At 38.4% G+C, this 26,493-nt stretch carries 28 protein-coding genes and 2 pseudogenes; 9 read left to right on the forward strand and 21 right to left on the reverse strand.

What is annotated here, in order from left to right; translation table 11 throughout:
- Position 1: 1 nt before the first annotated feature.
- The 3 genes from pbp2X to rsmH are packed head-to-tail and all read right to left on the reverse strand — an operon-like array spanning position 2 to position 3,539.
- Positions 2 to 2,257, reverse strand: coding sequence for a penicillin-binding protein PBP2X (gene pbp2X, locus SORDD05_RS06205; protein WP_061418012.1), 2,256 nt, complete (start codon positions 2,255 to 2,257; stop codon positions 2 to 4).
- 3 nt (positions 2,258 to 2,260) lie between these two features.
- The gene (gene ftsL / locus SORDD05_RS06210; RefSeq protein ID WP_061418015.1) at positions 2,261 to 2,578 is read right to left on the reverse strand and encodes a cell division protein FtsL; all 318 of its coding nucleotides are present in this window, start codon (positions 2,576 to 2,578) and stop codon (positions 2,261 to 2,263) included.
- A 10-nt stretch (positions 2,579 to 2,588) separates the two neighbouring features.
- Positions 2,589 to 3,539, reverse strand: coding sequence for a 16S rRNA (cytosine(1402)-N(4))-methyltransferase RsmH (gene rsmH, locus SORDD05_RS06215; protein WP_061418017.1), 951 nt, complete (start codon positions 3,537 to 3,539; stop codon positions 2,589 to 2,591).
- Between the two features lie 166 nt (positions 3,540 to 3,705).
- Between rsmH and SORDD05_RS06220 the strand changes: the two genes are divergently transcribed.
- Genes SORDD05_RS06220 through SORDD05_RS06235 form a run of 4 tightly spaced genes read left to right on the forward strand, consistent with a single transcriptional unit; the run spans position 3,706 to position 5,362 of the window.
- Positions 3,706 to 3,900 (forward strand): helix-turn-helix transcriptional regulator, encoded by a 195-nt coding sequence (locus tag SORDD05_RS06220; protein WP_060955391.1) that lies wholly within the window; start codon positions 3,706 to 3,708, stop codon positions 3,898 to 3,900.
- A gap of 15 nt (positions 3,901 to 3,915) precedes the next feature.
- Positions 3,916 to 4,458, forward strand: a complete 543-nt coding sequence (locus tag SORDD05_RS06225) for a DUF3278 domain-containing protein (RefSeq protein ID WP_061418019.1) — start codon at positions 3,916 to 3,918, stop codon at positions 4,456 to 4,458.
- Between the two features lie 10 nt (positions 4,459 to 4,468).
- Entirely contained in the window at positions 4,469 to 4,810 is a 342-nt protein-coding gene (locus SORDD05_RS10260) for a hypothetical protein (RefSeq protein WP_061418022.1), read from the forward strand.
- Positions 4,811 to 4,822: 12 nt separating this feature from the next.
- The gene (locus SORDD05_RS06235; RefSeq protein ID WP_061418024.1) at positions 4,823 to 5,362 is read left to right on the forward strand and encodes a DUF3278 domain-containing protein; all 540 of its coding nucleotides are present in this window, start codon (positions 4,823 to 4,825) and stop codon (positions 5,360 to 5,362) included.
- A gap of 113 nt (positions 5,363 to 5,475) precedes the next feature.
- On the opposite strand, the gene SORDD05_RS06240 is transcribed toward SORDD05_RS06235, so the two are convergent.
- Genes SORDD05_RS06240 through SORDD05_RS06260 form a run of 5 tightly spaced genes read right to left on the reverse strand, consistent with a single transcriptional unit; the run spans position 5,476 to position 8,975 of the window.
- Positions 5,476 to 6,084, reverse strand: a complete 609-nt coding sequence (locus SORDD05_RS06240) for a TipC family immunity protein (RefSeq protein ID WP_061418820.1) — start codon at positions 6,082 to 6,084, stop codon at positions 5,476 to 5,478.
- Between the two features lie 4 nt (positions 6,085 to 6,088).
- Positions 6,089 to 6,703, reverse strand: a complete 615-nt coding sequence (locus tag SORDD05_RS06245; RefSeq protein ID WP_061418027.1) for a TipC family immunity protein — start codon at positions 6,701 to 6,703, stop codon at positions 6,089 to 6,091.
- 10 nt (positions 6,704 to 6,713) lie between these two features.
- On the reverse strand, positions 6,714 to 8,351 hold the full coding sequence (locus tag SORDD05_RS06250; RefSeq protein ID WP_061418030.1) for an LXG domain-containing protein: 1,638 nt from the start codon (positions 8,349 to 8,351) through the stop codon (positions 6,714 to 6,716).
- Positions 8,341 to 8,700: a DUF3958 family protein gene (locus tag SORDD05_RS06255; protein ID WP_061418033.1), complete on the reverse strand. Its 360-nt coding sequence runs from the start codon at positions 8,698 to 8,700 to the stop codon at positions 8,341 to 8,343. Before SORDD05_RS06255 ends, SORDD05_RS06250 begins: the two co-directional genes overlap by 11 nt.
- Positions 8,697 to 8,975, reverse strand: a complete 279-nt coding sequence (locus SORDD05_RS06260; protein WP_061418036.1) for a TIGR04197 family type VII secretion effector — start codon at positions 8,973 to 8,975, stop codon at positions 8,697 to 8,699. The genes SORDD05_RS06255 and SORDD05_RS06260 overlap by 4 nt, the downstream gene beginning before the upstream one ends.
- A 201-nt stretch (positions 8,976 to 9,176) precedes the next feature.
- Here SORDD05_RS06260 and SORDD05_RS06265 point away from each other — a divergent pair.
- Positions 9,177 to 9,641: pseudogene (locus SORDD05_RS06265) on the forward strand (glutathione peroxidase).
- 330 nt (positions 9,642 to 9,971) lie between these two features.
- Positions 9,972 to 14,807 (forward strand): alpha-L-fucosidase, encoded by a 4,836-nt coding sequence (locus tag SORDD05_RS06270; protein WP_081102466.1) that lies wholly within the window; start codon positions 9,972 to 9,974, stop codon positions 14,805 to 14,807.
- A gap of 359 nt (positions 14,808 to 15,166) precedes the next feature.
- Here SORDD05_RS06270 and SORDD05_RS06275 read toward each other — a convergent pair whose 3' ends face one another.
- The 5 genes from SORDD05_RS06275 to SORDD05_RS06295 all read right to left on the reverse strand — a co-directional run bounded on the left by SORDD05_RS06275 (position 15,167) and on the right by SORDD05_RS06295 (position 18,696).
- Entirely contained in the window at positions 15,167 to 15,460 is a 294-nt protein-coding gene (locus SORDD05_RS06275) for a DUF5960 family protein (protein WP_061418039.1), read from the reverse strand.
- Positions 15,453 to 15,815 carry a hypothetical protein gene (locus tag SORDD05_RS06280; RefSeq protein WP_061418042.1) on the reverse strand — a complete coding sequence of 121 codons (363 nt, stop codon included), beginning with the start codon at positions 15,813 to 15,815 and terminating at the stop codon, positions 15,453 to 15,455. Before SORDD05_RS06280 ends, SORDD05_RS06275 begins: the two co-directional genes overlap by 8 nt.
- The gene (locus SORDD05_RS06285; protein ID WP_061418045.1) at positions 15,812 to 17,227 is read right to left on the reverse strand and encodes a Y-family DNA polymerase; all 1,416 of its coding nucleotides are present in this window, start codon (positions 17,225 to 17,227) and stop codon (positions 15,812 to 15,814) included. The genes SORDD05_RS06280 and SORDD05_RS06285 overlap by 4 nt, the downstream gene beginning before the upstream one ends.
- Positions 17,228 to 17,230: 3 nt before the next feature.
- A complete protein-coding gene (locus SORDD05_RS06290) occupies positions 17,231 to 17,917 on the reverse strand; it encodes a LexA family transcriptional regulator (RefSeq protein WP_061418048.1) in 687 nt (228 codons plus the stop codon).
- Positions 17,918 to 18,315: 398 nt separating this feature from the next.
- Entirely contained in the window at positions 18,316 to 18,696 is a 381-nt protein-coding gene (locus tag SORDD05_RS06295) for a DUF2513 domain-containing protein (RefSeq protein WP_061418050.1), read from the reverse strand.
- A 210-nt stretch (positions 18,697 to 18,906) separates the two neighbouring features.
- Here SORDD05_RS06295 and SORDD05_RS06300 point away from each other — a divergent pair, with 210 nt between their 5' ends.
- Positions 18,907 to 19,269 (forward strand): hypothetical protein, encoded by a 363-nt coding sequence (locus SORDD05_RS06300; RefSeq protein WP_061418052.1) that lies wholly within the window; start codon positions 18,907 to 18,909, stop codon positions 19,267 to 19,269.
- Positions 19,270 to 19,453: 184 nt separating this feature from the next.
- Positions 19,454 to 19,651, forward strand: coding sequence for a hypothetical protein (locus SORDD05_RS06305; RefSeq protein WP_061418055.1), 198 nt, complete (start codon positions 19,454 to 19,456; stop codon positions 19,649 to 19,651).
- Positions 19,652 to 19,714: 63 nt separating this feature from the next.
- Here the strand turns inward: SORDD05_RS06305 and SORDD05_RS06310 are convergent, their stop codons facing one another.
- From SORDD05_RS06310 to SORDD05_RS06335, 6 genes are all read right to left on the reverse strand, one after another.
- On the reverse strand, positions 19,715 to 20,122 hold the full coding sequence (locus SORDD05_RS06310) for a hypothetical protein (protein ID WP_061418058.1): 408 nt from the start codon (positions 20,120 to 20,122) through the stop codon (positions 19,715 to 19,717).
- Between the two features lie 162 nt (positions 20,123 to 20,284).
- Positions 20,285 to 20,701 (reverse strand): hypothetical protein, encoded by a 417-nt coding sequence (locus SORDD05_RS06315; protein ID WP_061418060.1) that lies wholly within the window; start codon positions 20,699 to 20,701, stop codon positions 20,285 to 20,287.
- Between the two features lie 96 nt (positions 20,702 to 20,797).
- A complete protein-coding gene (locus SORDD05_RS06320; RefSeq protein WP_061418063.1) occupies positions 20,798 to 21,421 on the reverse strand; it encodes a TIR domain-containing protein in 624 nt (207 codons plus the stop codon).
- Positions 21,422 to 21,423: 2 nt separating this feature from the next.
- Complete coding sequence (locus tag SORDD05_RS06325) at positions 21,424 to 22,854, reverse strand: SIR2 family protein (protein WP_061418066.1); 1,431 nt, start codon at positions 22,852 to 22,854, stop codon at positions 21,424 to 21,426.
- Between the two features lie 17 nt (positions 22,855 to 22,871).
- The gene (locus SORDD05_RS06330) at positions 22,872 to 23,177 is read right to left on the reverse strand and encodes a hypothetical protein (protein ID WP_061418069.1); all 306 of its coding nucleotides are present in this window, start codon (positions 23,175 to 23,177) and stop codon (positions 22,872 to 22,874) included.
- 68 nt (positions 23,178 to 23,245) lie between these two features.
- Positions 23,246 to 23,860, reverse strand: coding sequence for a hypothetical protein (locus SORDD05_RS06335; RefSeq protein ID WP_061418072.1), 615 nt, complete (start codon positions 23,858 to 23,860; stop codon positions 23,246 to 23,248).
- A 278-nt stretch (positions 23,861 to 24,138) separates the two neighbouring features.
- Between SORDD05_RS06335 and SORDD05_RS06340 the strand changes: the two genes are divergently transcribed.
- Complete coding sequence (locus tag SORDD05_RS06340) at positions 24,139 to 24,501, forward strand: hypothetical protein (RefSeq protein WP_061418075.1); 363 nt, start codon at positions 24,139 to 24,141, stop codon at positions 24,499 to 24,501.
- A gap of 173 nt (positions 24,502 to 24,674) precedes the next feature.
- Here the strand turns inward: SORDD05_RS06340 and tnpA are convergent.
- A pseudogene (gene tnpA / locus SORDD05_RS06345) lies at positions 24,675 to 25,190 on the reverse strand (IS200/IS605 family transposase).
- An 848-nt stretch (positions 25,191 to 26,038) separates the two neighbouring features.
- Positions 26,039 to 26,425 carry a hypothetical protein gene (locus tag SORDD05_RS06350; protein WP_061418080.1) on the reverse strand — a complete coding sequence of 129 codons (387 nt, stop codon included), beginning with the start codon at positions 26,423 to 26,425 and terminating at the stop codon, positions 26,039 to 26,041.
- Positions 26,426 to 26,493 lie beyond the last annotated feature (68 nt).

Below are 26,493 nucleotides of genomic sequence, written 5' to 3' on the forward strand. Positions count from 1 at the left end.
GTTAATCTCCTAAAGTTACTTTCAAATTTTTTATATCCTTGAGAGCGGTATTGGCGCGAACACTCTGTTTTTTGACTGTTTTGCCACTACCCTCCCATTCGATTTCAATATTCAGCCATTTGGCAAATGTTTGAACATTTTCCTCTGTCCAACCATACATATCTGGCATCTCTTCAACCTTATCAGATAGGATCAAGATCTGCTGGTTGGCTTCTAAATTATCTCCTTCAGAAACCGAGAGATCCTTGATTTTAGTTCCTGTTCCGATAACAATTGGTTGCACAAGATTGCGACGCAATTCTTCCGCCAAATCCCCTGGGGTAATATCCTTAGTAGCTGGCATGGCATAGCTTGTCGTCTTGCTGATCTGATCTAAGTTTTTGGCAGTTGACTGAAGATTGAGGGATTCTTTCATTGCAGAAGCTCGCTCAAGAATAGGATTCGCAAATTCTCCCAACTGGATGCCTGAATAGTGCTCCGGTTGTTGAACTGTTACATAAAGAATGAAATCAGGATTTTCAGCCGGAGTCATGGCAACCACGGAGAAAATGTAGTTGGTTATCCCTGTCAAATAACCGCCATTCTTCTCATCTGCAATCTGAGCGGTACCTGATTTGAGGGCGACATTCTGTCCTGGAACATTGACCGTCGGTTTACCTGTACTGTGGTTATACATAGTTCCATGTACAGGATCTGTCCCAACCATGACCATATGATCTCGAGTGGATGAAGCTGCTTCTTTTGATACAGGGTTTCCGATAACTTCTTTTTGAGACTTACGGACAGACTGGTCATTGGGATCATAGAGAGCGCTGATAAATTTCGGTTCTAACATGACTCCGTCATTAGCAATAGCCGTAAAGGCACGAAGCATTTGAGTCTGGGTAACAGAAATCCCTTGACCAAAAGCACTCATTCCGATATTGACAATATTGTCAGCTGGTAGTTGTCCTGAGTACTCATCTGTCAAACCAAAGCGAGTCGGCACCCCAAACTTAAAGCGGTTAAGATAGTCCAGCCATGTTGCATCCCCCATCTTTTGCTCAAGCAAGGTCATCCCGATATTACTTGAATGGGCAAAACCTTGGGAAAAGGTCATTGTCCCACCACTGGTCAACCCTTCATTTACGTCCCAGTCTTTGATAGTAGCATCTGCTAGCTTCAACTCACTGCTATTGAAATATTCTCCGCCTGGGAAGGTGTTATTATCAATAGCAGATGCCAAGGTCATCACCTTCATGGTTGATCCTGGTTCGTAGTTGCTTTGATAGAGGATATCACGCCAGACAAAGTCTTCTGTAATGCCATCCTTAGTATCCGCATTAAAGGTCGGTCGTTGAGTTGTCGCAAGGATCTCCCCTGTCTTAGCGCTGACCAAGGTAGCCGTCATATACTTGCCTTTGACTTTTTCCTGAAAGGCATCCATCTGCGTCTCCATAAAGGATTGCAGAGGGCTGGAGATGGTCGTGTAGACATCTTTTCCATCTACAGTCTGTTGCGAAGCTTGCTCTGTACCTGGAACGATATTTCCCAGACGATCCTTTTCATAAGTAATAATGCCGTCTGTTCCAGCCAAAATGCTATTTAAAGAACTCTCCAAACCAGACGTTCCAATCAATCGTTTGGTACCATCTTCATTTTCATGGAGTTGTGCTAAACCGATAAAGGAAGAAGCAAACTGTCCATTGGGATAACTACGGTTAGGGCTAGTGGTAAAGTCAACTCCCTCGACACCAGCGGTTTTGAGGTCATTTTTAATAGCCATCATATTGGCATAGGTAATCCCATTTCCCTTGGTACCAAAGGATACCTGTTTTAGATTTGGCTGAGAAAGCTGTTCTTTGACATAGGACTCCTCCATATCCAGGTATTTATGGAAAATCTCTGCCACCTTACTAAACTGCGAATCCTCTACATAGAGAATTTTGCCTGTTGCTGACTTGTAGGTCTTGTCAATCACAGCATAGATGTTATAAGAGGTCGCATCTTCTGCAATAGGCGTTCCATTTCGATCATAAATGGTTCCCCGTTTTGCAGGAATGGTCCTGGTTGTTTGGTGAACCTTTTTGGCTTCTTGAACCAAGTCCTTACCAAATTTTTTACCTGTTCCGATGATGACCGCAAAGTTAACCAAAAAGACAGCGAAGAGTATAACAGCCAATAAACTCAGACTTTTCCCTACTCTTCTGCGGTTTTCTTTTGGAGATTTGCGATTGCGAACGGCATAACGGATGATTTTTTCTTTCCATTGTTTCATTTTCTACTCCGCCACTCGGATATTTTCGTTATTCAGCTGCAAATCCTTAGAGTTTGCAATTTCTTTCAAACGTTCTGAACGAATCAATTCATTGACCTCTTGCTTAGCATCGTCTAGCTCTGTTTTCTTTTCTTCGATTTGAGCATTGACCTTGGTCAATTCATTCTGAACTTGTAATAGCTTGGTCTGCATAAACACAACGCTAATTGCCAGGATAATCATTGTAACTGCAATCGAAACATAGAAGGCTTTTTCCACACGTGAAAAACCTTTAAATTTCGTTTGCAATAACTGGCTTGTTTTTTCGATTCTTTCTGCCATGTTTTTCCTCTTACTTGTGAATTTTTCTGGCCACGCGCAACTTAGCTGAATGCGAACGATTGTTGACTTCTAGCTCTTCGGCACTTGGCAAGATTGGCTTACGGGATACCAATTCCATCTTGGGCTTAAGATCGTCTGGAATGAAGGGCAAGCCTTTGGGAACTTCCACTGTTGAAGCTTCCTTGAACAATTGCTTAGTCAAGCGGTCTTCCAAGGAATGGAAGGTAATCACTGATATTCTACCATCCAGAGCCAACATCTCCATAGCCTGCTGGATGGATTCGTCTGCCGCCCCCAGTTCATCATTGACTTCAATCCGAATAGCCTGGAAAATCTGCTTGGCAGGATGGCCCTTCTTCTTGAGTTCCTTGGCAGGCTTAGCAGACTTGATAATCTCAGCTAACTCAGTCGTTGTCTCAATTGGCTTCACTTCACGTGCTTGTTCAATCTTACGCGCGATCTGTTTAGAGAATTTGTCCTCGCCATACTTGAAGAAAATTCGAACCAAGTCATGATAGTCATAGTGGTTCACCACTTCATAGGCCGTCAAACTAGCATCTTGATTCATCCGCATATCCAGTGGCGCATCCTTTTTATAAGAAAAACCACGCTCACGCTGATCCAGCTGAGGACTGGACACTCCCAAATCATAACAAATTCCATCAATTTCCTGGACACCAGCCTCCTGCAAACGTGCCTGCAAATGACGAAAGTTATCCTTGATAAAAGTCACCATCCCCTTTTCGATATAGGGTGCCAACCGTTTTTGCGCATTGTCAATAGCATTCTGATCCTGGTCAAAGGCATAGAGATGGCCTTTTTCGCTCAATTTACTTAATAAATATTCGCTATGGCCCGCTCCGCCTAAAGTCGCATCAACGTAGATACCGTCAGGTTTTACGTCAAGCATATCAATCGTTTCATGAAGCAAGACCGTTACATGATGAAATTCTTTTGTCATATCTTATCTATTTTACCACAAATCTGACCAGCTTGCACTAGTCAGACAAATAGGCCAAATGTAAGTAAGATTTCTTTAAGAAATATGTCAACTATGCTTGACATCTATTCCATAGAAGAATATAATATAGTCAAATATATGCGACACAAATTAGAAAGGAGAACAGATGAATCGTGTCAAAGAATTTCGCAAGGAACTGGGAATGTCCCAGCTCGAACTCGCCAAAGATATCGGCGTCTCGAGACAGACCATCAACATGATTGAAAATGACAAGTACAATCCAACCCTGGAACTCTGTCTCAACCTCGCCCGCAGCCTCCAAACTGACCTCAACAGTCTCTTTTGGGAGGACAATTTTTAAAAAAGGAGCAAACAAATGAAGAAAGAAACTCTCACTGAAAAACTCATCAAACACATATACGGTATTTCTGGTCCCCTTGACGAACACAAACGGCGCGAGGCCGATCGTATCGGGAACCAAGTCTTTATTGTCCTCTTTTATCTGATGACATTTGGCAATCTCATCTCCTTTGTCCTTGCTTATAAATACCCGCAAATTGTCGCTATCGGCTATCCCCTCGTGGTGTTTGGCATTTCGATGATGGCTGCCCTCTATGTGGTCTCCCAAACCAAGAAAACAGGTATTACAACTATTGAACCAGATATGCTGAGTCAAAAAGAAAGCAAACAGCTACATTTTCCCGGTCTAAAAGCGGGTGTGTTCTTTGGCCTATGGATGTTTTTTATAACCCCTCTTCTCCATATACTTATAGGTGAAGGTCAGGACTATTTTCATTCTCTTCTCACTATAAGAAATGCTTTAACGAGTATTCTCGGTTCTGTTTTCTTCGGAGCGGTTATACAGATCCTCATCTCCCGTCGCATTGCAAAATCTAAGAAAGACCAAGAAGACGACTAGGAGGTGCCTTATGAAATCACTAGCTAGACTACTAATCAGTCATGTTTTTATCAGTATCTTTGTTACCTTTTTCCTATTTTCTGAACATATTGAGCATCCTTTCTTGATTATCTTTCTTTTATTCCTTCCTGTATTGAACAAAGGACAGAGATTCCAGAAAATCCAATCAAAAAAAATACGTCTTCTAAACGCATCTCTCTGTTTTATCCTCATATCCTTTCCACAACTTTTAACAAATCCTATGGATTGGAGATACCTGGTATTTCTAACAATCTGTATTATTTTTAGCTTGATTTACTTCTATACTCTCTATCAACTCTTTAAGGAAATCAATCAAAAACAATGTTTTTAGGAGATGACTAGCATGAAAAAAGAAGATTTCACCACTCGCCTACTTCGAAATCTCTTTCATATTCAAGGTCCTTTCGATGAATGCCGGCAAGAGATAATCTACAAAGCTTGTGCCCGTTCCATGGTCCAAATCGTTTATTCTTCCCTCTTCCTCTTTTTGTTTTATCTGTTATTTGGACGTTTCATAGCGGTGGTTCGCTATGCCATGCCCTACGCTTACTCTGGACTCATTTTTTTCATTACCTTAAAAACTCAAAGAGCCGTCAAAGAACTCCATCCAGAAAAAGATGACAAGTCAGAAATCATCCTCAAAACCTACAGCAAAGGTCAAATCAAATTCCGAAGCTGGATTGTGTTTATCGGTATTCAGATTGGCCTCTTTACCTTACTCATCTTTCATAAAATGTTCGTTCAGCAGATGTCCCTTTCAGATTTTGTGAAGTTGCTCATGCAATTCGATAAAAGTGGTCCTTTCCTAATGTACGGCCTGATTATCGGTAGCGTTTTCGGAACCATGACCTACGCCTTTTTATCAGAACACGTTAAAAAATAGAGCAAGATTCGCTAATTTCTCATTTTATAGGCAAAGAATCCCACCTAGCTTGTTCTAGGTGGGATTTCCACTCCAATTCATAGGATATTTTCCAAAATATCTACTGACCCTTGTCACCAATTCTCCCACTGGGTTTCAACCTTGACATCACCATAGTTGCTTGGAGAATACTTGCTGTCATAGATGGTACACCAGTCTTTCAAGACTTTCTGGTTGACAATTTCGTCGAAGTCTTTCTCTAATTCTTCTTTGGTTATGTTGTATTTTTTTAAATAGTCTCTTACTTTTTCTTCATCATTAAGATATTGACCTGGTTGCCTTGGCTCTTCAAAAATCGCAAGCCCTTTTTTGAGCACTTTCTTTTGCATATTATAGTGTGCTGAATACCATAGGGTAATATCCGAATTAATCCTTTTTTCAAAACGTATCGTCATCCCTTTAATACCTTCTCCAAAATTAAAGCTAATACTTATGTCTTTATAACCTTCAGGATGAGTTTGATACTTCCCTGAAGGGGTGTATGCAAAATATTCTCCATCGTTAGGCCAATCGGGTCTGATTTTAAACCCATCTATGTTTCTTAAGATATTATTTGACCGATAGGTTTTCTCCGTCTCCTGATAAATCTCATCAAAAATGTTTTTAGGTTGGTGGATAAAAAAGTAGAAACAGGATAATATGATTATCATGAATAAGGCTACTAGGCCTAGGATTTTCTTCATATTGTCACCAATTCTCCCACTGGGTTTCAATCTTGATATCTCCATAGTTACTTGGCGAGTACTTGCTGTCATATATAGAACACCAATCTTTTAAGACTTTCTGATTGACGATTTCGTCGTAGTAAGAATCTAAGTCCTTAGCAGTGATACCGTACTGCTCTAGGTAAGATTTTACTTGGGCCTCGTCTTCGATATAAGTTTCCGTATCTGCTTTCTTTAATCCTATTTTGACAAATTTTTTTAAAACACGATCCTTACGAGTATATTTATTCCATAAGCGAACTCTAACGTTTGGCCCGATTCGCTTTTCAAATGAGATTGAACTTAACTGTGTTTTTGTAGCAAAATTAAAACTAATTTCGACTTCAAAATACTCTTCTGGGGTATGGTCTTTATTATAAGTTCCAAATGGATAATATTTAGAATACTCTCCATCACTTGGCCAACCTGGACTAATTTCAAAGCCATCTATATGCCTTAAAATATTATTTGTTCGATAGGTTTTCTCAGTTTCTTGGTAAATCTCATCGAAAATGTTTTTAGGTTGTCTAGTAAAAAAGTAGAAACAGGATAATACAATTAGTACGAAAAACGTTACTAAACCTAATATTTTTTTCATCATCATCCTCCTAGTCTGCCACAGCCTCTAAACGATTTAAAAATGTGGACACTTCTGGGTATTTTTCCTCAATATACTCTTTAATAGATGCCTCACCCTTTTTCAGTATATTTGCAGGCGCTACCCCTGCATAGATTGTACCTTTGACATGTTTCCAATCCTTATTTTTCAAAAATTCTCTTTCTCTAAGAGTCGAATCCTTTTGAAGGTCAGCATAGTAAGAAGATATGACTTGGTCATAGGATTGCCCCTGTTTCATACGACCGATAAGGTTGACCGAGTCCAAATCCGCCTTGTAGTCATCTTCCCCGATGCTTGGTTTCATATCGTTTGCATTAAAGGTCGTGTCTCCCTCCCAACCTGATAAGTCCTTAACATGCTCTCTACCACCATAAACATCAGATAACTGAACTTGATTAGGATTAAGATGAGTGGCCATAGTGATGGACTGGTGGGTAAAGTCTGCATGGCCCGCTCCATTGTTAGAATAAGCCTTTAGTTTGCTATCCCAAAATTGGTCAAAGTTACCAGAAGTACCATATACTTTTTCGTATTTAAGCTTGGCATTATTATAATCAATTTCGTTTTCTTTTATTTTTTCTATATTATCAATTTTCCCCCCGGCCATCTCGTGTTGCAGTCTAAGATTATAATACAGTTCTTTGGCCTTTTCTTCTTTCAACCCCAGTTCTTGAAAGATTTCAAGAACTGGTTTCAAAGTTCTCAATTTTTGGCCTGTATTCGGATCACTCACAAATTCGTAATAAAAATATTGCCACAATCCACCTGCCGTTTCGTTCCACTTAAAGTCATCATAGTTGGCCGCACCGACGACTCGCAAAAAGATATAGTCACGGAACTCTTGACTTGAGGTTGGGAACTTCTTGTCTATCCCTTGCTTGATGGTCAGGAGCTGCTTGCCTGTCTCAGCATCAAAGCCGTATTCTGCCATCATGGTTTGGACAAAGGCTTTCTCTTGACGACTGAGCTTCAAATCCTTTGTATCAGCATAGGCAGTCAGGTAGTTGGCCCAAGTCAGGTCAGATGGGACTTTAAAGACCCCTGTCTTTGCATCCCAACTCGTTTCAATCTGGGCCAGTCCACGACTCAGTTGCACATTGATACTGTCTAGTTCATCGAACAGTCCTCCTGAATAGCTATCATAAGCTCGCAGGTCTCTCAAGATCGTTTCATAGACGCGTTTATTGGCATGGTGTCCTCGCATGAGTTCCACATTACTGCGTCTCAATCTTCCTTTTTCTTCACTATCCATGGTCAAGGCAGAAAAGGATTGGTTAACTTCATCTAGGTAGGCGATCATTTGCTCTTCCTGACGGATCTTATCAAGCAGATCATCCTCACGCCAACTCTTGCTGTCGACCATCGTTTGGTAGTCTTCTGGTAGTTTCTTGATGGCTTTAGAGAAGGTTTCTGCATAGAGTTGTCCCCCTTTGCTCAAGGGTAGTAAGACGCTTGCAAAAAAACTTCTAGCCGAATCATAAGCGTCGCCCTTTAGGCTCTCCGTATCCTCTGAAAACTTTTGGATGGCTAATTGCAAATCTTGATAAGCTTCCACCTGAGATTGGCACATGGTCGCTACACTTGAACTTTGTAGTTGTGATTGGTCCAAATACATATCAATGCCCATGTCGCGTCTCCTCCTCTCTTTCTAGTTCCTTGCGTCTTTCATAGTAAACCGCATCCAAGTCTCCCTCTAACCGGAATTTTTCTTTTTTCAAATCATCCATGTGGTAAGCGAGGTCCTCAAAGATTTGGTTTTTGAGTTGGTTTCTTTGCAGGAGCGTTTCTTCCAACTGTCCTGCGTATCGGCTCTGATAGGCCGCCTCCCACAAATCACTTTGATAACGGTGGCTAGCTCTATCATATCCTTCAAAGGTTTCTATCAGTTCTTTGGTGCGGTATTTCTCTTTTCCATTGTCTTCTAGCTGGTACAAGAGTTCTCGCTCTCTTTTCTTCAACTCATCTAACTTGCTCATGTATGACTCCTAAAACCATTAGCCGCAGCCGCATCTAGCGCTTCAAAATCACTCGCTACAGAGTGAAGTCGTTCGGAAGTTAGGGTGACAGCTACCGAAATCTTACTAGCTAGATTTTGATCCTTTGTCAGACATTGATGGGCCTTGTTATTCCCTTGAAGGGTCGTTAAGTCATCCTGACTAGCCGCAGCGATCGCTGTTAACGATTGACAAGCATTTTTAAGCTGAGTCGCATATGTTTGCGCAAGATTTAGATCACTTTTTACTGTTGACATGACTGTTCTATCCTTTTCTCGAATCCCTAGTGATAGGTACACTCCATTTAGCTATATAGGCCTATTATACCATGTTTCATAAAAGGATCATCATTTTATCCCGATTTATGTACAATTGTGTATTTTTTCAACAACTTCTCTCATCCGACTCGACGAAAAAAGTAAAAACTATTACAATGTAGAAAAAGAAAAGAGGCCCTCATGACCAGTATATATGATTTTTCCGTTTTGAACCAAAACAACCAAGTAACTCCCTTGGAGAACTATCGTGGTAAAATTCTCTTGATTGTCCATACTGCTACTGGATGTGGTTTAACACCCCAGTACCAAGGACTTCAGGAACTCTAGGATAGCTATCAAAATCAAGGTTTTGAAATTGTAGATTTTCCTTGCAGTCCATTTATGGGACAAGCACCCGGCAGCGCAGAGGAAATCAATAATTTCTGTAGCCTACACTATCAAACCAACTTCCCACGTTTGGCTAAAATCAAGGTCAACGGCAAGGAAGCAGATCCTCTTTATGTTTGGCTAAAAGACCAGAAATCTGGCCCGATAGGAAAACGAATCGAATGGAATTTTGCTAAGTTTCTCATTGGCCGAGATGGGCAAGTTCTTAAGCGCTTCTCTTCCAAAATTATCCAAGAGTATATCCAAAAATTACTCTAATTTCTTTTTAAAATGCGTCCTTTCATTTAGTTTGATCCTTGAAAGGATGCGTTTTTTCTTTAAAAAGTAACTTATTTTCTTTAATTTCTATTTATTTTTACCATTGCATTTTCCAAGACAATTTAGTATATTTGTCATATCAAAAACTTACAATCATTTTAGGATAAAAAATTACGATAAATTTTTTTATTCTTGAATGAAAGCGCTTTATATAAAGAACGGAGGGTTTATTTTTTCAAAGAAATCATCTTGTATTAAATAAAGTTGTATCCAAGTCATACTTGGGCTCAGGCAGTAGCTGACTGCCTTTGTAAAAAGTAGGAGTATATTATGAATCGATACCTTTTTGAAAAAGGGCAAACGTTTAGCATTCGGAAGTTAACTGTAGGTGTGGCCTCTGTCATCGTCGGACTCGCATTTTTTGCTTCTGGAACCGCACGAGCAGATGAAGCATCTCCAACAACTACATCTAATCTTGATCATCAAATTGAACAAGTCACAGATATGATACAGGATAAGGCTGAGTCTACAAAAGAAGAAGGCCTCACGCAAGCTGAAAAACAAGAGATAGAAGCTACAAAAGCTAATAACACAGTCTCTGAGAAAGAACTAAACACCGCTGCCATTGTCAACAAGTCAGAAGAAAGCATTCAGCCAACAAGCGTAAACGAGACAGAGCCAAACTCTGATATAAGCAATCAAAGCACACCTACTCCCCCTGTTTCTCATTTAGAAGATAAGGAAACTGAGATTGGCAACCATGGTCCTCTTCCAAGTAAGGCTCAACTAGATTACCACAAAGAGGAACTAGCTGCCTTTATCCACTTCGGCATGAACACCTATTACGACCGCGAGTGGGGTGATGGAAGCGAAGATCCCTACTACTTTTATCCTGAAAATCTTGATACCGATCAATGGATTAAGACGCTAAAAGATTCAGGATTTAAACGCACAATTATGGTAGTTAAACACCATGATGGTTTTGTTTTGTATCCTTCAAAATACACCGACCACACTGTTGCTCAAAGTGTTTGGAAAGATGGAAAAGGCGATGTCCTTGAAGAAGTTTCCAAATCTGCTAGCAAGTACGACATGAATATGGGAGTTTACCTATCACCGTGGGATGCCAACCATCCAAAATACCATGTCGCAACCGAAAAAGAATACAACCAATACTATCTCAATCAACTGAAAGAAATCCTTGGAAATCCAAAATACGGAAACAAAGGAAAATTTATCGAGGTTTGGATGGACGGTGCGCGTGGTAGCGGTGCACAAAAGGTAACCTACACCTTTGACGAATGGTTCAAATACATCAAGGAAGCCGAAGGAGATATCGCCATTTTCTCTGCTCAACCGACAAATGTCCGCTGGATTGGAAATGAACGGGGTATTGCAGGTGATCCTGTATGGCACAAGGTTAAAAAAGCCAACATTACCGATGATGTCAAAAACGAATACCTCAATCATGGTGACCCTGACGGTGATATGTACTCTGTAGGTGAAGCGGACGTTTCCATCCGTTCTGGTTGGTTCTACCATGACAACCAACAGCCTAAATCCCTCAAAGAATTGATGGAAATCTACTTCAAGTCTGTGGGACGCGGAACGCCACTTCTACTTAACATCCCACCAAACCAAGAAGGAAAATTTGCAGATGCCGATGTGGCTCGCTTGAAAGAGTTCAAGGCAACCCTAGACAAAATGTATGCGACTGACTTTGCCAAAGGTGCGACTGTAACAGCAAGTTCGACTCGTCAAAACCACCTCTACAAGGAAAGCCACCTCACTGACGGTAAAGACGACACCAGCTGGGCTCTTTCAAACGACGCTACAACTGGTAGCTTCACCGTTGACTTGGGACAAAAGAGACGCTTTGACGTCGTTGAACTCAAGGAAGATATCGCCAAAGGTCAACGTATCTCTGGTTTCAAGATTGAAGTTGAAATCAACGGACGCTGGGTGACTTACGGTGAAGGTTCAACCGTTGGTTACCGTCGCTTGGTTCAAGGAAAACCTGTAGAGGCGCAAAAAATCCGTGTAACCATCACAGGAGCACAAGCTACACCTATCTTGAACAACTTCTCAGTCTATAAGACACCAAGTAGCATTGAAAAAACAGATGGCTACCCTCTTGGACTAGAATATCATTCAAATACAACAGCTGATACAGCCGGAACAACTTGGTTCAATGAATCTGAAGGTGTTCGTGGTACTTCTATGTGGACCAAGCAAAAAGATGCTAAAGCAACCTATACCTTCACAGGAACCAAGGCCTATGTCGTCTCTACAGTCGACCCAGGTCATGGAGAAATGTCCGTTTATATTGATGGGCAAAAGGTTGCCGACGTCCAAACGAAGAACAGCAACCGTAAACGTAGCCAAAAAGTCTTTGAAACAGATGACTTAGCACCTGGACAACATACCATTACCCTTGTGAACAAAACAGGCGAACCAATCGCTACAGAGGGAATCTATAGCCTAAACAACGATAGTAAAGGAATGTTCGAACTAGAGTCTAGCAACTACGAAGTCGAGAAAGGAAAACCAGTCACTGTTAAGATTAAGCGTGTTGGTGGAAGCAAGGGGGCTGCTACTGTTCGCTTTATCACAGAACCTGGAACTGGAGTTCACGGCAAGGTTTACCAAGATACAACTCAGGATGTGACCTTCAAAGATGGAGAAACAGAAAAAACCGTTACCATCCCAACCATCGACTTTACAGAACAAGCCGACTCTGTCTTTGACTTCAAAGCCAAGCTCACTTCTGTCACTGATGGTGCCCTGCTCGGTTTCGCTACCGATGCAACCATCCAAGTGATGAAAGCTGAATTGCTGGTCAAGGACCAAACAAGTTATGATGACCAAGCTAGTCAGTTGGATTACAGCCCTGGCTGGCACCATGAAACCAATTCGGCAGACAAGTACCAAAAAACGGAATCTTGGGCATCTTTTGGTCGCTTGACTGATGAGCAAAAGAAAAAAACAACTGTGACAGCTTACTTCTACGGTACTGGACTTGATATCAAGGGCTATGTTGATCCAGGTCATGGTATCTACAAAGTCTTCTTGGATGGAAAAGAGGTTGCTTACCAAGATGACATGGGAAATGCTTCGACTATTGATGGCAAGAAATACTTTAGCGGTTATGCTAGTCAACGCCAAGGCAATCAAACTCTGGTTAGCTTAAAAGGACTTGAAGAAAACTTGCACGCAGTCACCCTTCAGCTAGATCCTAATCGAAACGATTTGTCTCAAAATATCGGTATTCAAGTGGACCAATTTATCACTCGTGGCGAAGGTAGCGAACTCTACAGCAAGGCAGATATCATCCAGTCTATCTCTAAATGGAAAGACGATCTGTCCAACTTTGACCCAGCAGGCTTGAAAAATACGGCTACTGCACGCCAAGCTTTCCAAACAAATCTAGAAAAATTGAGAAACCAACTCAGTGCTGATGCAGTGGATGTTCAAAATGTCATGTTGACGGTCAGCGCCTTACAAGATATCCTATCCAAGGATGAGAACTATCAAAGAGGCCAAGAGGAGCCTAGTCCAGAGCAACCGGAACAGCCAGAAGAACCTGAGAAACCTGACCAGCCTGAGCAACCAGCTGAACCAAAACAACCGGAAATTGAGTACGATAAGGCTATGGACAGCTTGACAAAAGCTATCGAGAAAAAAGTCGCTGAGCTTGGATCCAACAAGGAAGCTAAAAAGAAATTATTAGAAATTGCTGACCAAGCCATTGCTGCAATCCAAGAAGCTAAAACTCAGGAAGCAGTCAATCAAGCACTAGAAACCGCTCTCGAACAAATCAACAAACTCGAAGCGGCTCAGCCTGAGAAACCTGCTGAACCTGAAAAACCAGTTCAGCCTGAAAATCCGACTCAACCTGAAAATCCGACTCAACCTGAAAATCCGACTCAACCTGAGAATCCAGTTCAACCGGAAAAACCTGCTCAGCCTGAAAAGCCAGCTCAGCCTGAAAAACCAACTCAACCGGAAACTCCGGCTCAGCCTGAAAAGCCAGCGCAACCGGAACAACCAACTCAACCTGAGAATCCAGTTCAACCGGAAAAACCTGCTCAACCGGAAAAACCGGCGCAACCGGAAACTCCAGTTCAACCTGAAAAGCCTGCTCAGCCTGAGAAACCAGCGCAGCCTGAGAAACCAGTTCAGCCTGAAAAGCCTGCTGAGCCTGAAAAACCGGCGCAACCGGAAAGTCCAGCTCAGCCTGAAAAGCCTGCTCAACCGGAAAAACCGGCTGAGCCTGAAAAACCGGCGCAACCGGAAAAGCCTGCTCAACCTGAGAAACCTGCTCAACCTGAGAAACCGGCGCAACCGGAAAATCCGGCTCAACCGGAAAAACCGGCTGAGCCTGAAAAACCAGCTCAGCCTGAAAAGCCAGTTCAGCCTGAAAAACCTACTCAACCGGAAAAACCGGCGCAACCGGAAAATCCGGCTCAACCGGAAAATCCGGCTCAACCTGAAAAACCAGCTGAACCTGAAAAACCAGCTGAACCTGAAAAACCAGCTGAGCCTGAAAAACCAGCTGAGCCTGAAAAACCAGCTGAGCCTGAAAAACCTGCTCAACCTGAGAAACCGGCTCAGCCTGAAAAACCTGCTGAGCCTGAGAAACCAATTACTTCTTCAAGTCCTGAGGAAGGGGTTAAAGACCTTGTCTTTACACTTCCAAGCTTGGAAATCGTCAATAAGGTAGTACCGTTCAAGACTATCCGTCGCGAAAACCCACAATTAGACAAAGGAAAAGAGCAAGTTCTATCAGAAGGAAAAGACGGTCTCTTAGTTGAGTATGTTGAAGTGGACGGCGACAATCGTAAGGTTCTCCAAACAGAAGCAACCCCAGCTCAAGATCGAGTGATTGAGGTAGGTAGCAAACAAAGCTCAGTTGGAACAGAGGCACCACCAGTTGTGACTCTTCCTGAGTATGTTCTACCAAGAGAGACTGAAAAACCTGCTCCAGCCGTAACAGACAATTCACCATCAAAAGATGAAAAAGCTCCTGTTACAGCTACAATCAAAGAAGACAAGGAAAGAGAACTCCCTGCAACTGGGGAACAAGAAACAACTGCCTTCCTCTTCTTGGCAGCCATTACTTCTATCTTATCTCTCCTCATCTTCCAAAAGAATTTCAAAGACTAATAACCCTCTTTGATTGATTCTTTCTAATTATTCAGTTCCCCCGTTGAGAAGACCATTTGGTCTTCTCTTTTTCTATCTATAAAATAAAAAAACATCCACAAATACACATGGATGTTTTGGTATGAATCTATAAAGTAAGATGATCATTGAGAATAGGTGTTCTCAAATCCAACCACGTTTTCAAATAAACGCTCATCTAAAAAAGAGAGTGCCCCTGGTCTTATCTCATCAGAACTACCATCATAAGTTCTGCAAAAACTCCACAGATATAGGATGGTGTTTCGAATTCCAATACCATGAGATTTTCTGACGTTCACAAGCCATCTTTCCTAAATCAAACTTCCCTCTTCCACACCTAGTCACTGACTACTATTTTTGAGTCCAGCGTATGCATAGGTTCGATTTCTGGGGCACTCTTTTTCTGTCACCACCCTAAAGTAAAAGCGATGCTCCCGCCCATCCTTGGCATTTTCCTTGTTTAAGACAAAGTAGTTTTTCTGATTCATCGCCATGGTGCGTAGAATGTCATCGATCAAAAAAGTCAGTGGCACATTCATGGCAGAGTATTTTTGAAAATCCTCTTCAAAACGAATATAGGCTTCTGAAAAATAATCCATCTGCAGTTTGTTTTCATACAACTCTTTTCTAGTCATAAACTCCCTCCTCCCACAGTCGAATTTCGAGGACATCTGCTAGCTCTACCAGCCTATAGCCCTCATTGGTCCTAATAGATAGAGTTTGAGATGATAATTCGCTCACCTCGCCGACGATAGTGGCTTTCTGTTTCTTTCCCTTGACAACAAAGCATCCCTTTAGTTGCCCGACATAAAGCTGTGAAAGCAAGAGTAGCTTCTCAACGGAATTCAAACTCGTCGAAAAAGCAACCCGATTTTTCTCTTCACCGAGTGAACTAGTATGCTCTGAGAGGAAAAAGCCCATCCACTTCTGCATCCCTGGATCTTGATAGTCACGCGCAGATTGAAAGGGTAAATAAGAACGATCAATCATTTTAGTCCATCTAATCCTCCAGCAGAATGTCCCCCAATCAGCTTGCTTCTGGCAAGACTCCTAGAGGCTTCTTCCAGTGCATTGGCCTTTAAAAGGGAGGTAAAACCAAATTGTTCCCGAATGGCATCAATAGCCGTCTGGAGCCTTTCTTCTTTTTCTAACTTGTCAACATCATCAAAGAGGGAGATCAAACCAAAGGACTCGTCCACAAATCCTGAATAGTTGACTCCAACACTTCTGACCGCCCCAGAAGTGTATTTGTTATGAAATAACTTCAAAACATAATCCGTTAAGATAGCTGTATTATTGGTAGGTTCGACCTTCATTTGTGTGTGAATAGACGACCTAACCTCCTCTTTAGAGAAACCGACATAGATAGAAACAAGGGTTGTTTTCTTTCCCACCCTTCTCAATCTAATAGCCACCTGCTCTGCCATTTCTCGGAGAATAATTTCGATATCCCGTAACTTCACGTAGTCTCTCGGTAAAATTTGAGAATTTCCCAACCCATGGGACTTGGCTTTATAGGGCCTATGAACATTACTTTCATCAATCCCGTTAGCATGAAACCACAAACGCAGGCCAGCCTGACCCAGAGCTTTCTTTAGCTGGTCTGGATTACTGGTTGCCAATTCCTTGATGGAAAAAATCTCCTGAGCATGCAAGCATTTCTCCATCCGCCTGCCAATACCCCAAAAATCCGTCATCTTGGGAATGGCCCAGACTTTCTCTTCCACGTCTTGATAAGACCAATTGGCCCTCATGGTCGGGGTGTGCTTGGCCTCATTATCCAGTGCCAACTTGGCCAGTAAGGGATTGGCATTGGACATACCCACTGTAGAGTAGATCCCTGTCTGCCTCCAAATATCCCTCTGGATACGAGCAGAAAGCATATCCAGCTTGTCTTTGCGAGAGAGACTCTTGTCTGGGATGAAATAGTTGAGCGAACTGGTCAGATCGATAAAGCCCTCATCGATAGAGTAGGGATAAATATCATCTGGGCTACCATAGTTTTGAAAGATTCGTTGGATTTCCATATTGACTGCGATGTACTCATCCATCCGAGGAGGGACAATCAAGGTAACTTGGGCCCAATCTTCGATGTAGCGAACATAGTCTGAGTCAGTTGGCAAGCCTTGCTTTCGAGCATTGTAATAAGAAAATTTGCGCGTTTTGATATCAAAAGGCAGATCATAGGCCCGACCAACATTGGACTTGCCAAAAATCTTCTTAAACATGGGAGAGGAAGCTAGGATAAGACCAGTTGAATTATCCGCGCGACTCATGACACAAAGCGAGGTCTTCAGAGGATGCAAGCCCCTTTTCACACACTCGACACTGGCATAAAAGGATTTCATATCGACAAAGGCAATGTCACTTTTGGGCTCTCTGGAATAATCAAAGTAGCCCATAGGCTAGCCCTCCATTGGCACAAAATTCCCAACGATAATCCCCACAATCCGAGGATCTTCTTCATAGGAGATGAAAATGTCCTTGTATTTAGGATTGATAGAGACCAGACGCAAGCCATCTTCCTCCCGATAAACCCGTTTGATATAGGTCTGGTTGTTGCAGACCACTGCATAAACTGCCCCGTCATAGTCAAATCCCGTCTCTCGAATCAGAGCCACCGAACCATTTTGATATTTAGGCTCCATAGAGTCCCCAGATACCCAAGATGCAAAATCATGGGCCAACTCCTCGTTAAAGTAAACCGTATCAAAATTCTGGTCATCATAGACCGAAGCCCCGATCCCTGCTGACATACGTTCATAGACACGGTACTCGTAGAGGCGCTCTGGCATGGTTGTCACCTTCTGAGTTTGTTCCTCTTGAGCTAGGTTGCGAGCATAGAGTACAACCTTGTCCTTCCCTTGCTTGGAGAGACTATTGTAGAGACGAACAATCTCAATCTGAGTAAAATACCCTTTTGCTACCTTTAAAATATTCTCTAGCTGGGCAACCTTCTCCTTGGATGGTTCCTTGATTCCACGTTCCCAAGCCGAGTAAGCCTGAAAACTAATCCCTAATTCCTCTGCAATTTCCTTCTGTGTCAGTTTTAACTCTTTCCTCCGAGCCTTGAGTTTTTCTGGCTGATACATACTTCGCCTCCTAGTGTGATGTTTTATTGAGAATACCTCTCTTAGAAAAACAAATCGACGGTTGAGCTTATATCTCTAAACTCAACCAATTCGGTTTAGTTTTATTATATAAAAAAAGTGGACGATTGTCCACTGGGAAAATCAAATTTTAACAACTGCACCTGGAGATTCTGAACAAAAGAACACCTCGAAAGGTGCTCTTTGTAAGTATTGTAATTCTTTCGAATTAACGTTTACTAAATTATGATGCTTTACGAGCTTTCTTTAGACCTGGTTTGACAAGGTTTGATTTCAAGTAATCTATAAATAGCTTTACATCAAAATTTAGCAGACTTGTACTGCTTTTTTATTTCAAAAAAATTGAATAAGTTTGCTTGAAATAGGGGAATTTATTATTCCTATAAAGAGCCATCTAAAAATTTACTTAGCCGATCATTTATAAAACTGGTTGCTACACTTTTAATTACTTCCAAAGTCATAGGTAGAGCATTTTCTTTGATACTATTCTTAGTCCTATTCCACATAGTGTTTTCTCTTATTTTATCTAGAAAATCATGCCCCTCCCAAGTCAAAGCACCAACACTAAAAAAATAGATTTCATCACTAGCATACGTTGGTTTATAACTTTTTATTAAACCCGCATCAAACAACAAGTCGCAATGGTATGCTATTGTTTCTACATCATATCCGTCAATTTGTAAATTAATCAACGCAGTTGATCTATACTCATCCTCAATTTTAAAAAGTATCAAACGGCATAAATCCATATCTCTCTTCATCTTAATAACCTCTACACAGTGACATATATTCATAGTGTACAACTTATTAATAGAAGGGTCAAGTGGTAAAACAGTGGATTTTATCCAAACATATACAGTTCATTTTGCCGAAAGATTTATATTTTCTCGAAAAATGTTTAATAGTAGCTGACAATATCTATATTATACTCGTGATATTTATTTGGTATAATGTTGAAAGGAGGAAGTAAGATGAAAAAATTAGTCGTATTAATATTGGTAGCTATGTCTACATTTTTGCTAATAGCCTGCTCTAAGCAATCAAATAACTCCTTAGATGGGGAATATTACTGGATAAACGAAAATAGAAATGAATTAGCTTTTGTTATATCTAGGGATACAGGAACTATTAAACATGGAGAGGCCGAAGGGTTTACTATAAACAAAGAAAAATCAACCATTCAATTATTAGGAGAAAATATCATTAAACTTACAAAAAGTTATACTTTTAAAGATGATGTATTTACTGTAGATATTTCAGGTATGAAACACGACTACTATAAAAAAGATAGCAAGGCTTATCAAGAAGCTTTAAAAAAGTATGGCTATCAATAATATACTCAAAAATCAGAGAAAGCTATGCTTAATTTAAAAGAATACTACACTCGAGTGTTCTTTTTTGTATCCGTAAAACATTTTAAAATACTTGTTTATAATCTGTATAGACAGTTCAGAGTTATTTTTAATCATTTGAGAATTATTAGAGGAACTATATAATTTCTTTTGATATGATATAACCATGAAAAATACAAAAGAAAATAACATTCAAAAAGTCTTATGGCATATCAAACAACATTGTAACTATATAGAAAATAATCATTCTAGCAACGATATACAAGCTGAACTATTCAATTTAAAAACAAGTGTTGAAACCTTACTGCAAGTTTTAAATAATGAAAAACCCTATCCAAATTTGGACAGGGAGGAAGTATTTTAAATCAATAGTTTATTTTATTGGAATGGGAAGCTCACTATATCTGAAAAGATTACATACCCCTTATCATTTATCTGACATTTCAACTTCAATAAGAGAAATAGTCTTATCAAAACAAGTATTATGTATTATAGAATTTCCAGCTCTACGATCATACTTATATTTTTCGAGAATTTCATCCTTTAACTTATCTAATTTTTCGTATCTTACAGCCTTGGAAGCTTCAGCCATCCAAAATATCAATTCACCACATTTCACAGACCTAGGAAAATCCTTGTTTTTACCATTATGTATAATATGCTTCTCACAATAATTCATTAAATGGATATATTGCGACGGCATATCATCTATTTGTTCTTTTCGATAGCCCGTTCCTTTTGCTTGAAGATAACCTCCTCTCATAAGTGCCTCAGTTAATGGACAGTCTATATCTTTTTTATTTTTATAGAAATCATATAATTGCTTAATTTTCATAATTAATAACCTCTTCTCAATTTTCTAATAAACATCGAAAGTATAAATTATTCTTTCGGAATCTTATCTCAATAATATTGATAAAAAAATACAAATCTTACCCCCATTATACCAGACAAATTCTTTATCAACCTGAAGACCTGGTTTAGCAAGGTCTCTTTTCTATGATTTAGTTGGAACAATTGTAAGGTCGCTGTGGTCATTTAAAAAACTATATATTGGTACTCCAAAACCCTCTTCGGATATATTCTCACACAGAGTTTTTACAAAAAATTCTATCCATTCACTAGAAGGTTCCACAGCATCATCAGTCTGAGGAGTGAACCATATTTGAGGAATAAGTTCCATTGTGTCTAAATCGAATGCAATTCCAATCATCATATCATAGAAATCAAAGGAAGCACAAAAAGCACGCATATTATCGCTAACTTTATCAATTCCTAATTCAGGAGGTATTTCCGTCATCGTAATCATCATATGACCAGTTATTTCTCCATTTTCCTCTTCAAACTTTTCAAGTATCCCTCGCTCACGGAGGGTATCTTCCACTTTGAAGAACATTTCTTTATCTGCTAACATAATATTCTCTCCAGCAATTTGAATTAGCCTTATTATACCATTCATTTTTGTCCAAAATAGAGGAAGTATTTTGAAAGCTATTTTCTATTATATTCTTTAATCCATTCTCTTCTTTATTTCAAACTCTTCTAGTCTGTCCCTTTTCTCTTTTGCATTATCAATGTATTTTTTATAATCTTTTTTAAATACCTCTAAACTAACCAAAGAAATATAAGAATCATATTCATCACTATAAAGATTATTACATAGTTCTTTCTTAAAGTTAGGTTTAATATTTAGCATATTCTTACGAGCTAAATTATCAAAATCTTTTAATATCTTACAAGGTTGATTCTGCTGACAACACGAGCAATAATGGTTATCCTCTATAAATAATTTATCTCTAGCACCATCTGTATATACAGCAACCACACCATTTGTTCTATTATTAGTTCTATCTTCTAAAGAATATCTTAGTTCATCGTAAAGCCAATCATCATATTCCCCATACCAATCCTTTTTATAAGAAACAGCTTCTGGTGTTAATAATAGGATAGTAACTGATGTATCTTTTAACTTCTCATATAGATATTTCTGAATAGTCTCCTCACTCATTTGGTTTCTATCAACATCTTCTGATCTATTAATTATCTCAGTAGATTCATCAAATAAATCAACTAATTCATCTTTAATATTTTTCCCATCACTATAACGAAAAGAAATAAATACTTTTGTTGCCATTATCATGTTCCTTTAATAATACTATCAATTGCAGAAAAAACTTTTTTTGAATCATCTCCAGACTCTAATATGTCCCAATATTTATCTAGATACCTAAATTTATCCGATGCTTTCATCCTGTCAAAAATTTTTTTTGCAGTAAATCCTGTAGATCCTATTGGAATTATTATTTTACCAGTTTCACTAGCTAAATAAAATTCTTCCAACATACCAGTTGCATCTACTATTTCTCCATTAGCATCTATTTTGTTGCCAAATATAAAAATGCATACTCCTGCTGAGCTTATCATTTCTTTACGATTCTCCGTCCAACGCTCTTGTAAAGATTTTTCCCCATTCTCATATTGTGGAAAAGGGAATAAACCAAGATGCTCATTTACATGTCTATATTTGCTTTTATAAATTTCATCAAGAGCTCCATTAATAATGCTACTCCCTACCCCAAGACCAAACCCTGATATAATCTTATAATTTTGGGAAACAAGATACTTAGACAAATCATAACAATACTTATTTACACTTTCTTCGCTCCAAGTTGTATCATAGCTTGAAATACTACCGGAAATAAATATTGTATTTTTTAGGTACTCCTTCTCAATCCTTAATATTAGTTCAGGTATTTCAGAGTACTCATCAACTAAAACTGTCTCTATACCATAACGTCGCAAGTCTTCGATTTTTAAATCTTGTTTGATTAAAGCATAAGCAAACTTATCATTAGTAACTTCTTCAGCTTCTTCTGGATCATAAAAATCAGACTTTGAAACTTTCTTTTGAATACAAAAATGTTCTCTTGTATCTTCTTTTAGTAAAACATGTAATTTCCCTAAAATAGAATCTAAATTAGGATCTTCAAAGCTAAATCCAACAAATAAAAAGGTTTTAGAAACCAAATCACCATGCAAGGCAGTTATAAATAATGAGTGATCATCACTATATCTCGCATAATCATCTTTTGAAATGACAGCTTCTTCAGGTAACATTACATCTCCATGCATTTTATAAACCACCGCATCTCTATCAGGAACACTGTATGTTAAATTCGTCTCCTTCCTCTTTATATCACCCTTACGGTGGTTGTTTTCCAAACCTTTTTCAATTACTGTATCATAATTAGTTGTCCAATAAGTTGAAATAGGAAGACGTGTTAATAAATTCATAACATCTGTTTCTGCTTCTCGACTTAAAAATGTGTTGAATATCCTCTGATTAACCTTTGCTCTGTTTCGTTTAGTATTGATATAATATTGAGTCACTCCTATTAAGTCCGTTTCTTTCTCAATATCTAGTTTAATTTCTACTGAAAACGGGCGTACTAGTTCTTTCCAATTAACAAAGCCAGCACTCACAGATGTTCCTGCACCTGCGAAAATAGCTGCATTCCCTTCATGAATAGCTTTTGAAAACTCTCTTATAAATAATTCCTTGTCCATTATAAATCCTATTCTTTCTAATAAAGATTCCCATTTTTTATTCCCACAAGAGGTTGAAAATCCTGAATCAATTGACTTCTACTTTTTGATTGTTTATTCTGTCTAAATCTATCAATATAAAATCTACTTCCGCCTGATCCATTTGTCTTATAATCAAAAGTACCAATTTCCCATGCACACCATTCTCGTATTTGTCTTTTCCCTCCTTGAAGAGCTAACTCACTATTTAAAGTTCTTAGAAAAAGTAATTGATCAGACTTGATAATTTCTTGAATTAGATTACTTTTAAGTTTTTTAGTTTTTGAACTTTTGGGTTGATGCATCCAATCTACGTATAGGTAAACATTTTGTTTAGAAAAATATAAAAATAGCCCTAAAGTATATAATCTATCTACAAAAGCATGAGAAAGAAAAACTTAATTTTTTTTCTTAAGTCTGTGTATTCTTTTTTTTCGTTAATAATTCTAACAATATCATCTATTTCTATATCTTCAATTTGTTCATTTTGAAGTTCGGCAATAGTATCCAATACTTTCGAAATAATTCTTCTAATATCTGTTTTTATTTTTCTTTTTTTATTTTCAATATTACTCCATTTTTTATCATTATTCTTTACTGAAAGAGACTGTTCCAGCAATTTTTTTTCATTATAACTCAATAATTCAATCTCTACCAGCAACTTCTGTTCCTTGTCAAGCCATGATGAAATTTCTACCAGCAACTTCTGAACATCTTTATTATCAAAATCATAGACGAAAGTAATATTTTGAAAATATAGTAATGCATCCTCTAGTTTACGAACCACCTCTATCAAATCTATTTCATTTGAATCTATCAAAAATAAAATATTCTCTAGTTCCTTAACCACCTCATTTGAAAACTCAGCTAATCTAGCGAAACTATTTAAGTTGTGTTCTCTTAAAAATTTAATTACATACTCATCTAAAATTACTCCCTTAGATAAATTTCTTGGCAGCAGACTTTCTTCTGATACATTTCCTTCCATCGTATACTCCTTTTTAAATTAGCAATAGAAATCTCTTATTAACAAACAGTATTCAGAATTCCCGAGATTCATATAATAATTATATCATATAAATAAAATTAGATATCATTTAACTTTATTTTTCTCAATATTCTCTTTTGCAAATCTTAAATAACTAACGGATATTAAAAACTTTCCGAAAAATAAGTATTTTCACGAAAGATGTTTAATAGTAACTAACAGCATATATATTATACTTGTAATATTTATTTGGTATAATGTTGAAAGAAGGAACTAAGATGAAAAAATTAATCGCATTAATATTGGTATCTATGTCTGCATTTTTGCTAATCTCTTGCTCTAAGCAATCAAATATATCCTTAGATAGAGAATATTACTGGATAAACGAAAATAGAAATGAAGTAGCTTTTGTTATATCTGGGGATACGGGAACTATTAAACATGGAGAGGCCGAAGGGTTTACTATAAACAAAGAAAAATCAACCATTAAATTATTAGGAGAAAACATTATTAAACTTACAAAAAGTTATACTTTTAAAGATGATGTATTTACTGTCGATATCTCAGGTATGAAACACGACTACTATAAAAAAGATAGCAAGGCTTATCAAGAAGCTTTAAAAAAATATGGCTATCAATAATATACTCGAAAATTAGGGAAGACTTTGCTTAATCATAACCACCCGTTAGACGGGTGGTTTGCACCAGGGCTATAAGCCCAAATTACCAGCCAGCGCCTAAAGACGCTGGCTTTCACGTTGTTCAAGCCTCATTGCTCTTGACTCGTCACTTGCCTCTTAAAGAGACTTTGGTACTACTTACCACTATCCCTAAAGGGATCCTCATATTCTTTTACACTTAATTTATCTAGTGCTATATCATGCTTTACTCGTTCTCGAATTTTCATACTCGTGAAGAAATCATCCACTGGATAATTTCTTTAATCTTGAATATATTTCTTAATTGTGGCTTCATTAAGTCCCACTGTACTCACGTAGTAACCTTCTGCCCAGAAATGCCGATTTCCAAACTTATACTTGAGGTTGGCGTGTTTATCAAACATCATGAGTGCACTTTTACCTTTTAAATATCCCATGAAACTTGAAACACTTATCCTTGGTGGAATACTTACTAACATATGTACATGATCAGGCATCAAGTGACCTTCGATAATTTCAACACCTTTATAACTGCACAAAAGATGAAATATTTCGCCTAAACTACTTCGATATTGATTATAGATCACTTTTCGTCTATACTTAGGGGTAAACACAATGTGATATTTACACATCCACTTTGTGTGTGATAAACTATGTGCCTTTTGTGCCATATTTTTCTCCTTTCGCTTTACAATTGGCTTGAACACCTTTATTGTATCGCGTTTGGAGTTTTTTTTGGTATAACCTTCGATGCGCACCCGCATAGCGGGTGGTTTATTTGTCTCGCACCTTACGGAGCGAGACGGACTAATAGTCACATAATAAACAGACATCCAAGAGTAAATTCTTGAATGTCTGTAAACGTTGATATAATCGTATTGATTAACGTTTTGAGGCAACTGACTTTGTCAGATTGCAGCCACATTTGTAAGCGACTAAAGTCGCAACAACTGTGTCAATTGCACCATTTTAGTATGAAAATATAAAAAAGAACACCCCGAAAGGTGCTCTCTGTAAGTATAGTAATTCTCTCGAATTAACGTTTACTAAATTGTGATGCCTTACGAGCTTTCTTAAGACCTGGTTGGGGCACCACTTATTTCATCTAATTTCAAAGTGCTTTAAAATCAACGTTTTCATAAGTTTTCAAAAAATAAAATTTCAACTAATTTCAATCAGTTTCATTAAAATAAGGTAAACTTTCATCAAAAATAATCAAAAATCGAACCAGAATATCAAAAGTTTCCCTTATTTGGATTTACTGAAGTGAAATAAGGAATCACTACACGTCAACAGACGTGAGAAACCTTAATTTTCAGCGATTCTTGAAATTTTAAATTTCAATACATTGCAATATAAATCAACCGAATCACTACCTTTGTTTGAAATAATTTTTGATTCGGATAATAAAAAGCAAAAGGGGCTTCATTTGGAAGCTCCTCTTTTTGTATATTCACACTCAATGAAGATGAAGAAAAAGTTAGAAATAACTTATAAGGGAATATTAAGTAGATATTTTTTATCTTGCATTGATTGCATAGATATAAGCAATATATGATGCAAAATCTCCAACTTGTTTTCGATTATTTTCTATTTCTTTTAGGTAGTTTACTACTTCACTCGACTGCTCCATATTACGACTAAGTAGCTTAAAATTATATATAACTATTTCATGTTGAGCTGTGCGACCTTCATCTTTTTCTCTACGTTCAGCACTTTCCCATAACAACCACTGACTGCGGGTATAAGCATAATCCATACTTGCTTTTAGAAAATCATGCCATATTTCTAAAATATCTGGTTCAGTTCCCAACTCAAGTAAAATTGCTTGATGAATTTTTTGACAATATTCAAAAGAGAGAGTATCTTTACACTTTAAATAGCTTTCATAACTTATATTTTCCATATTTCCCTCCTTAAAAAACTTTATATATAAAAATCTATCTAGCTTTCGTACTAGATAGATTTATATAT

The organism is Streptococcus oralis, assembly GCF_001578705.1.
GTDB lineage: Bacteria > Bacillota > Bacilli > Lactobacillales > Streptococcaceae > Streptococcus > Streptococcus oralis_J.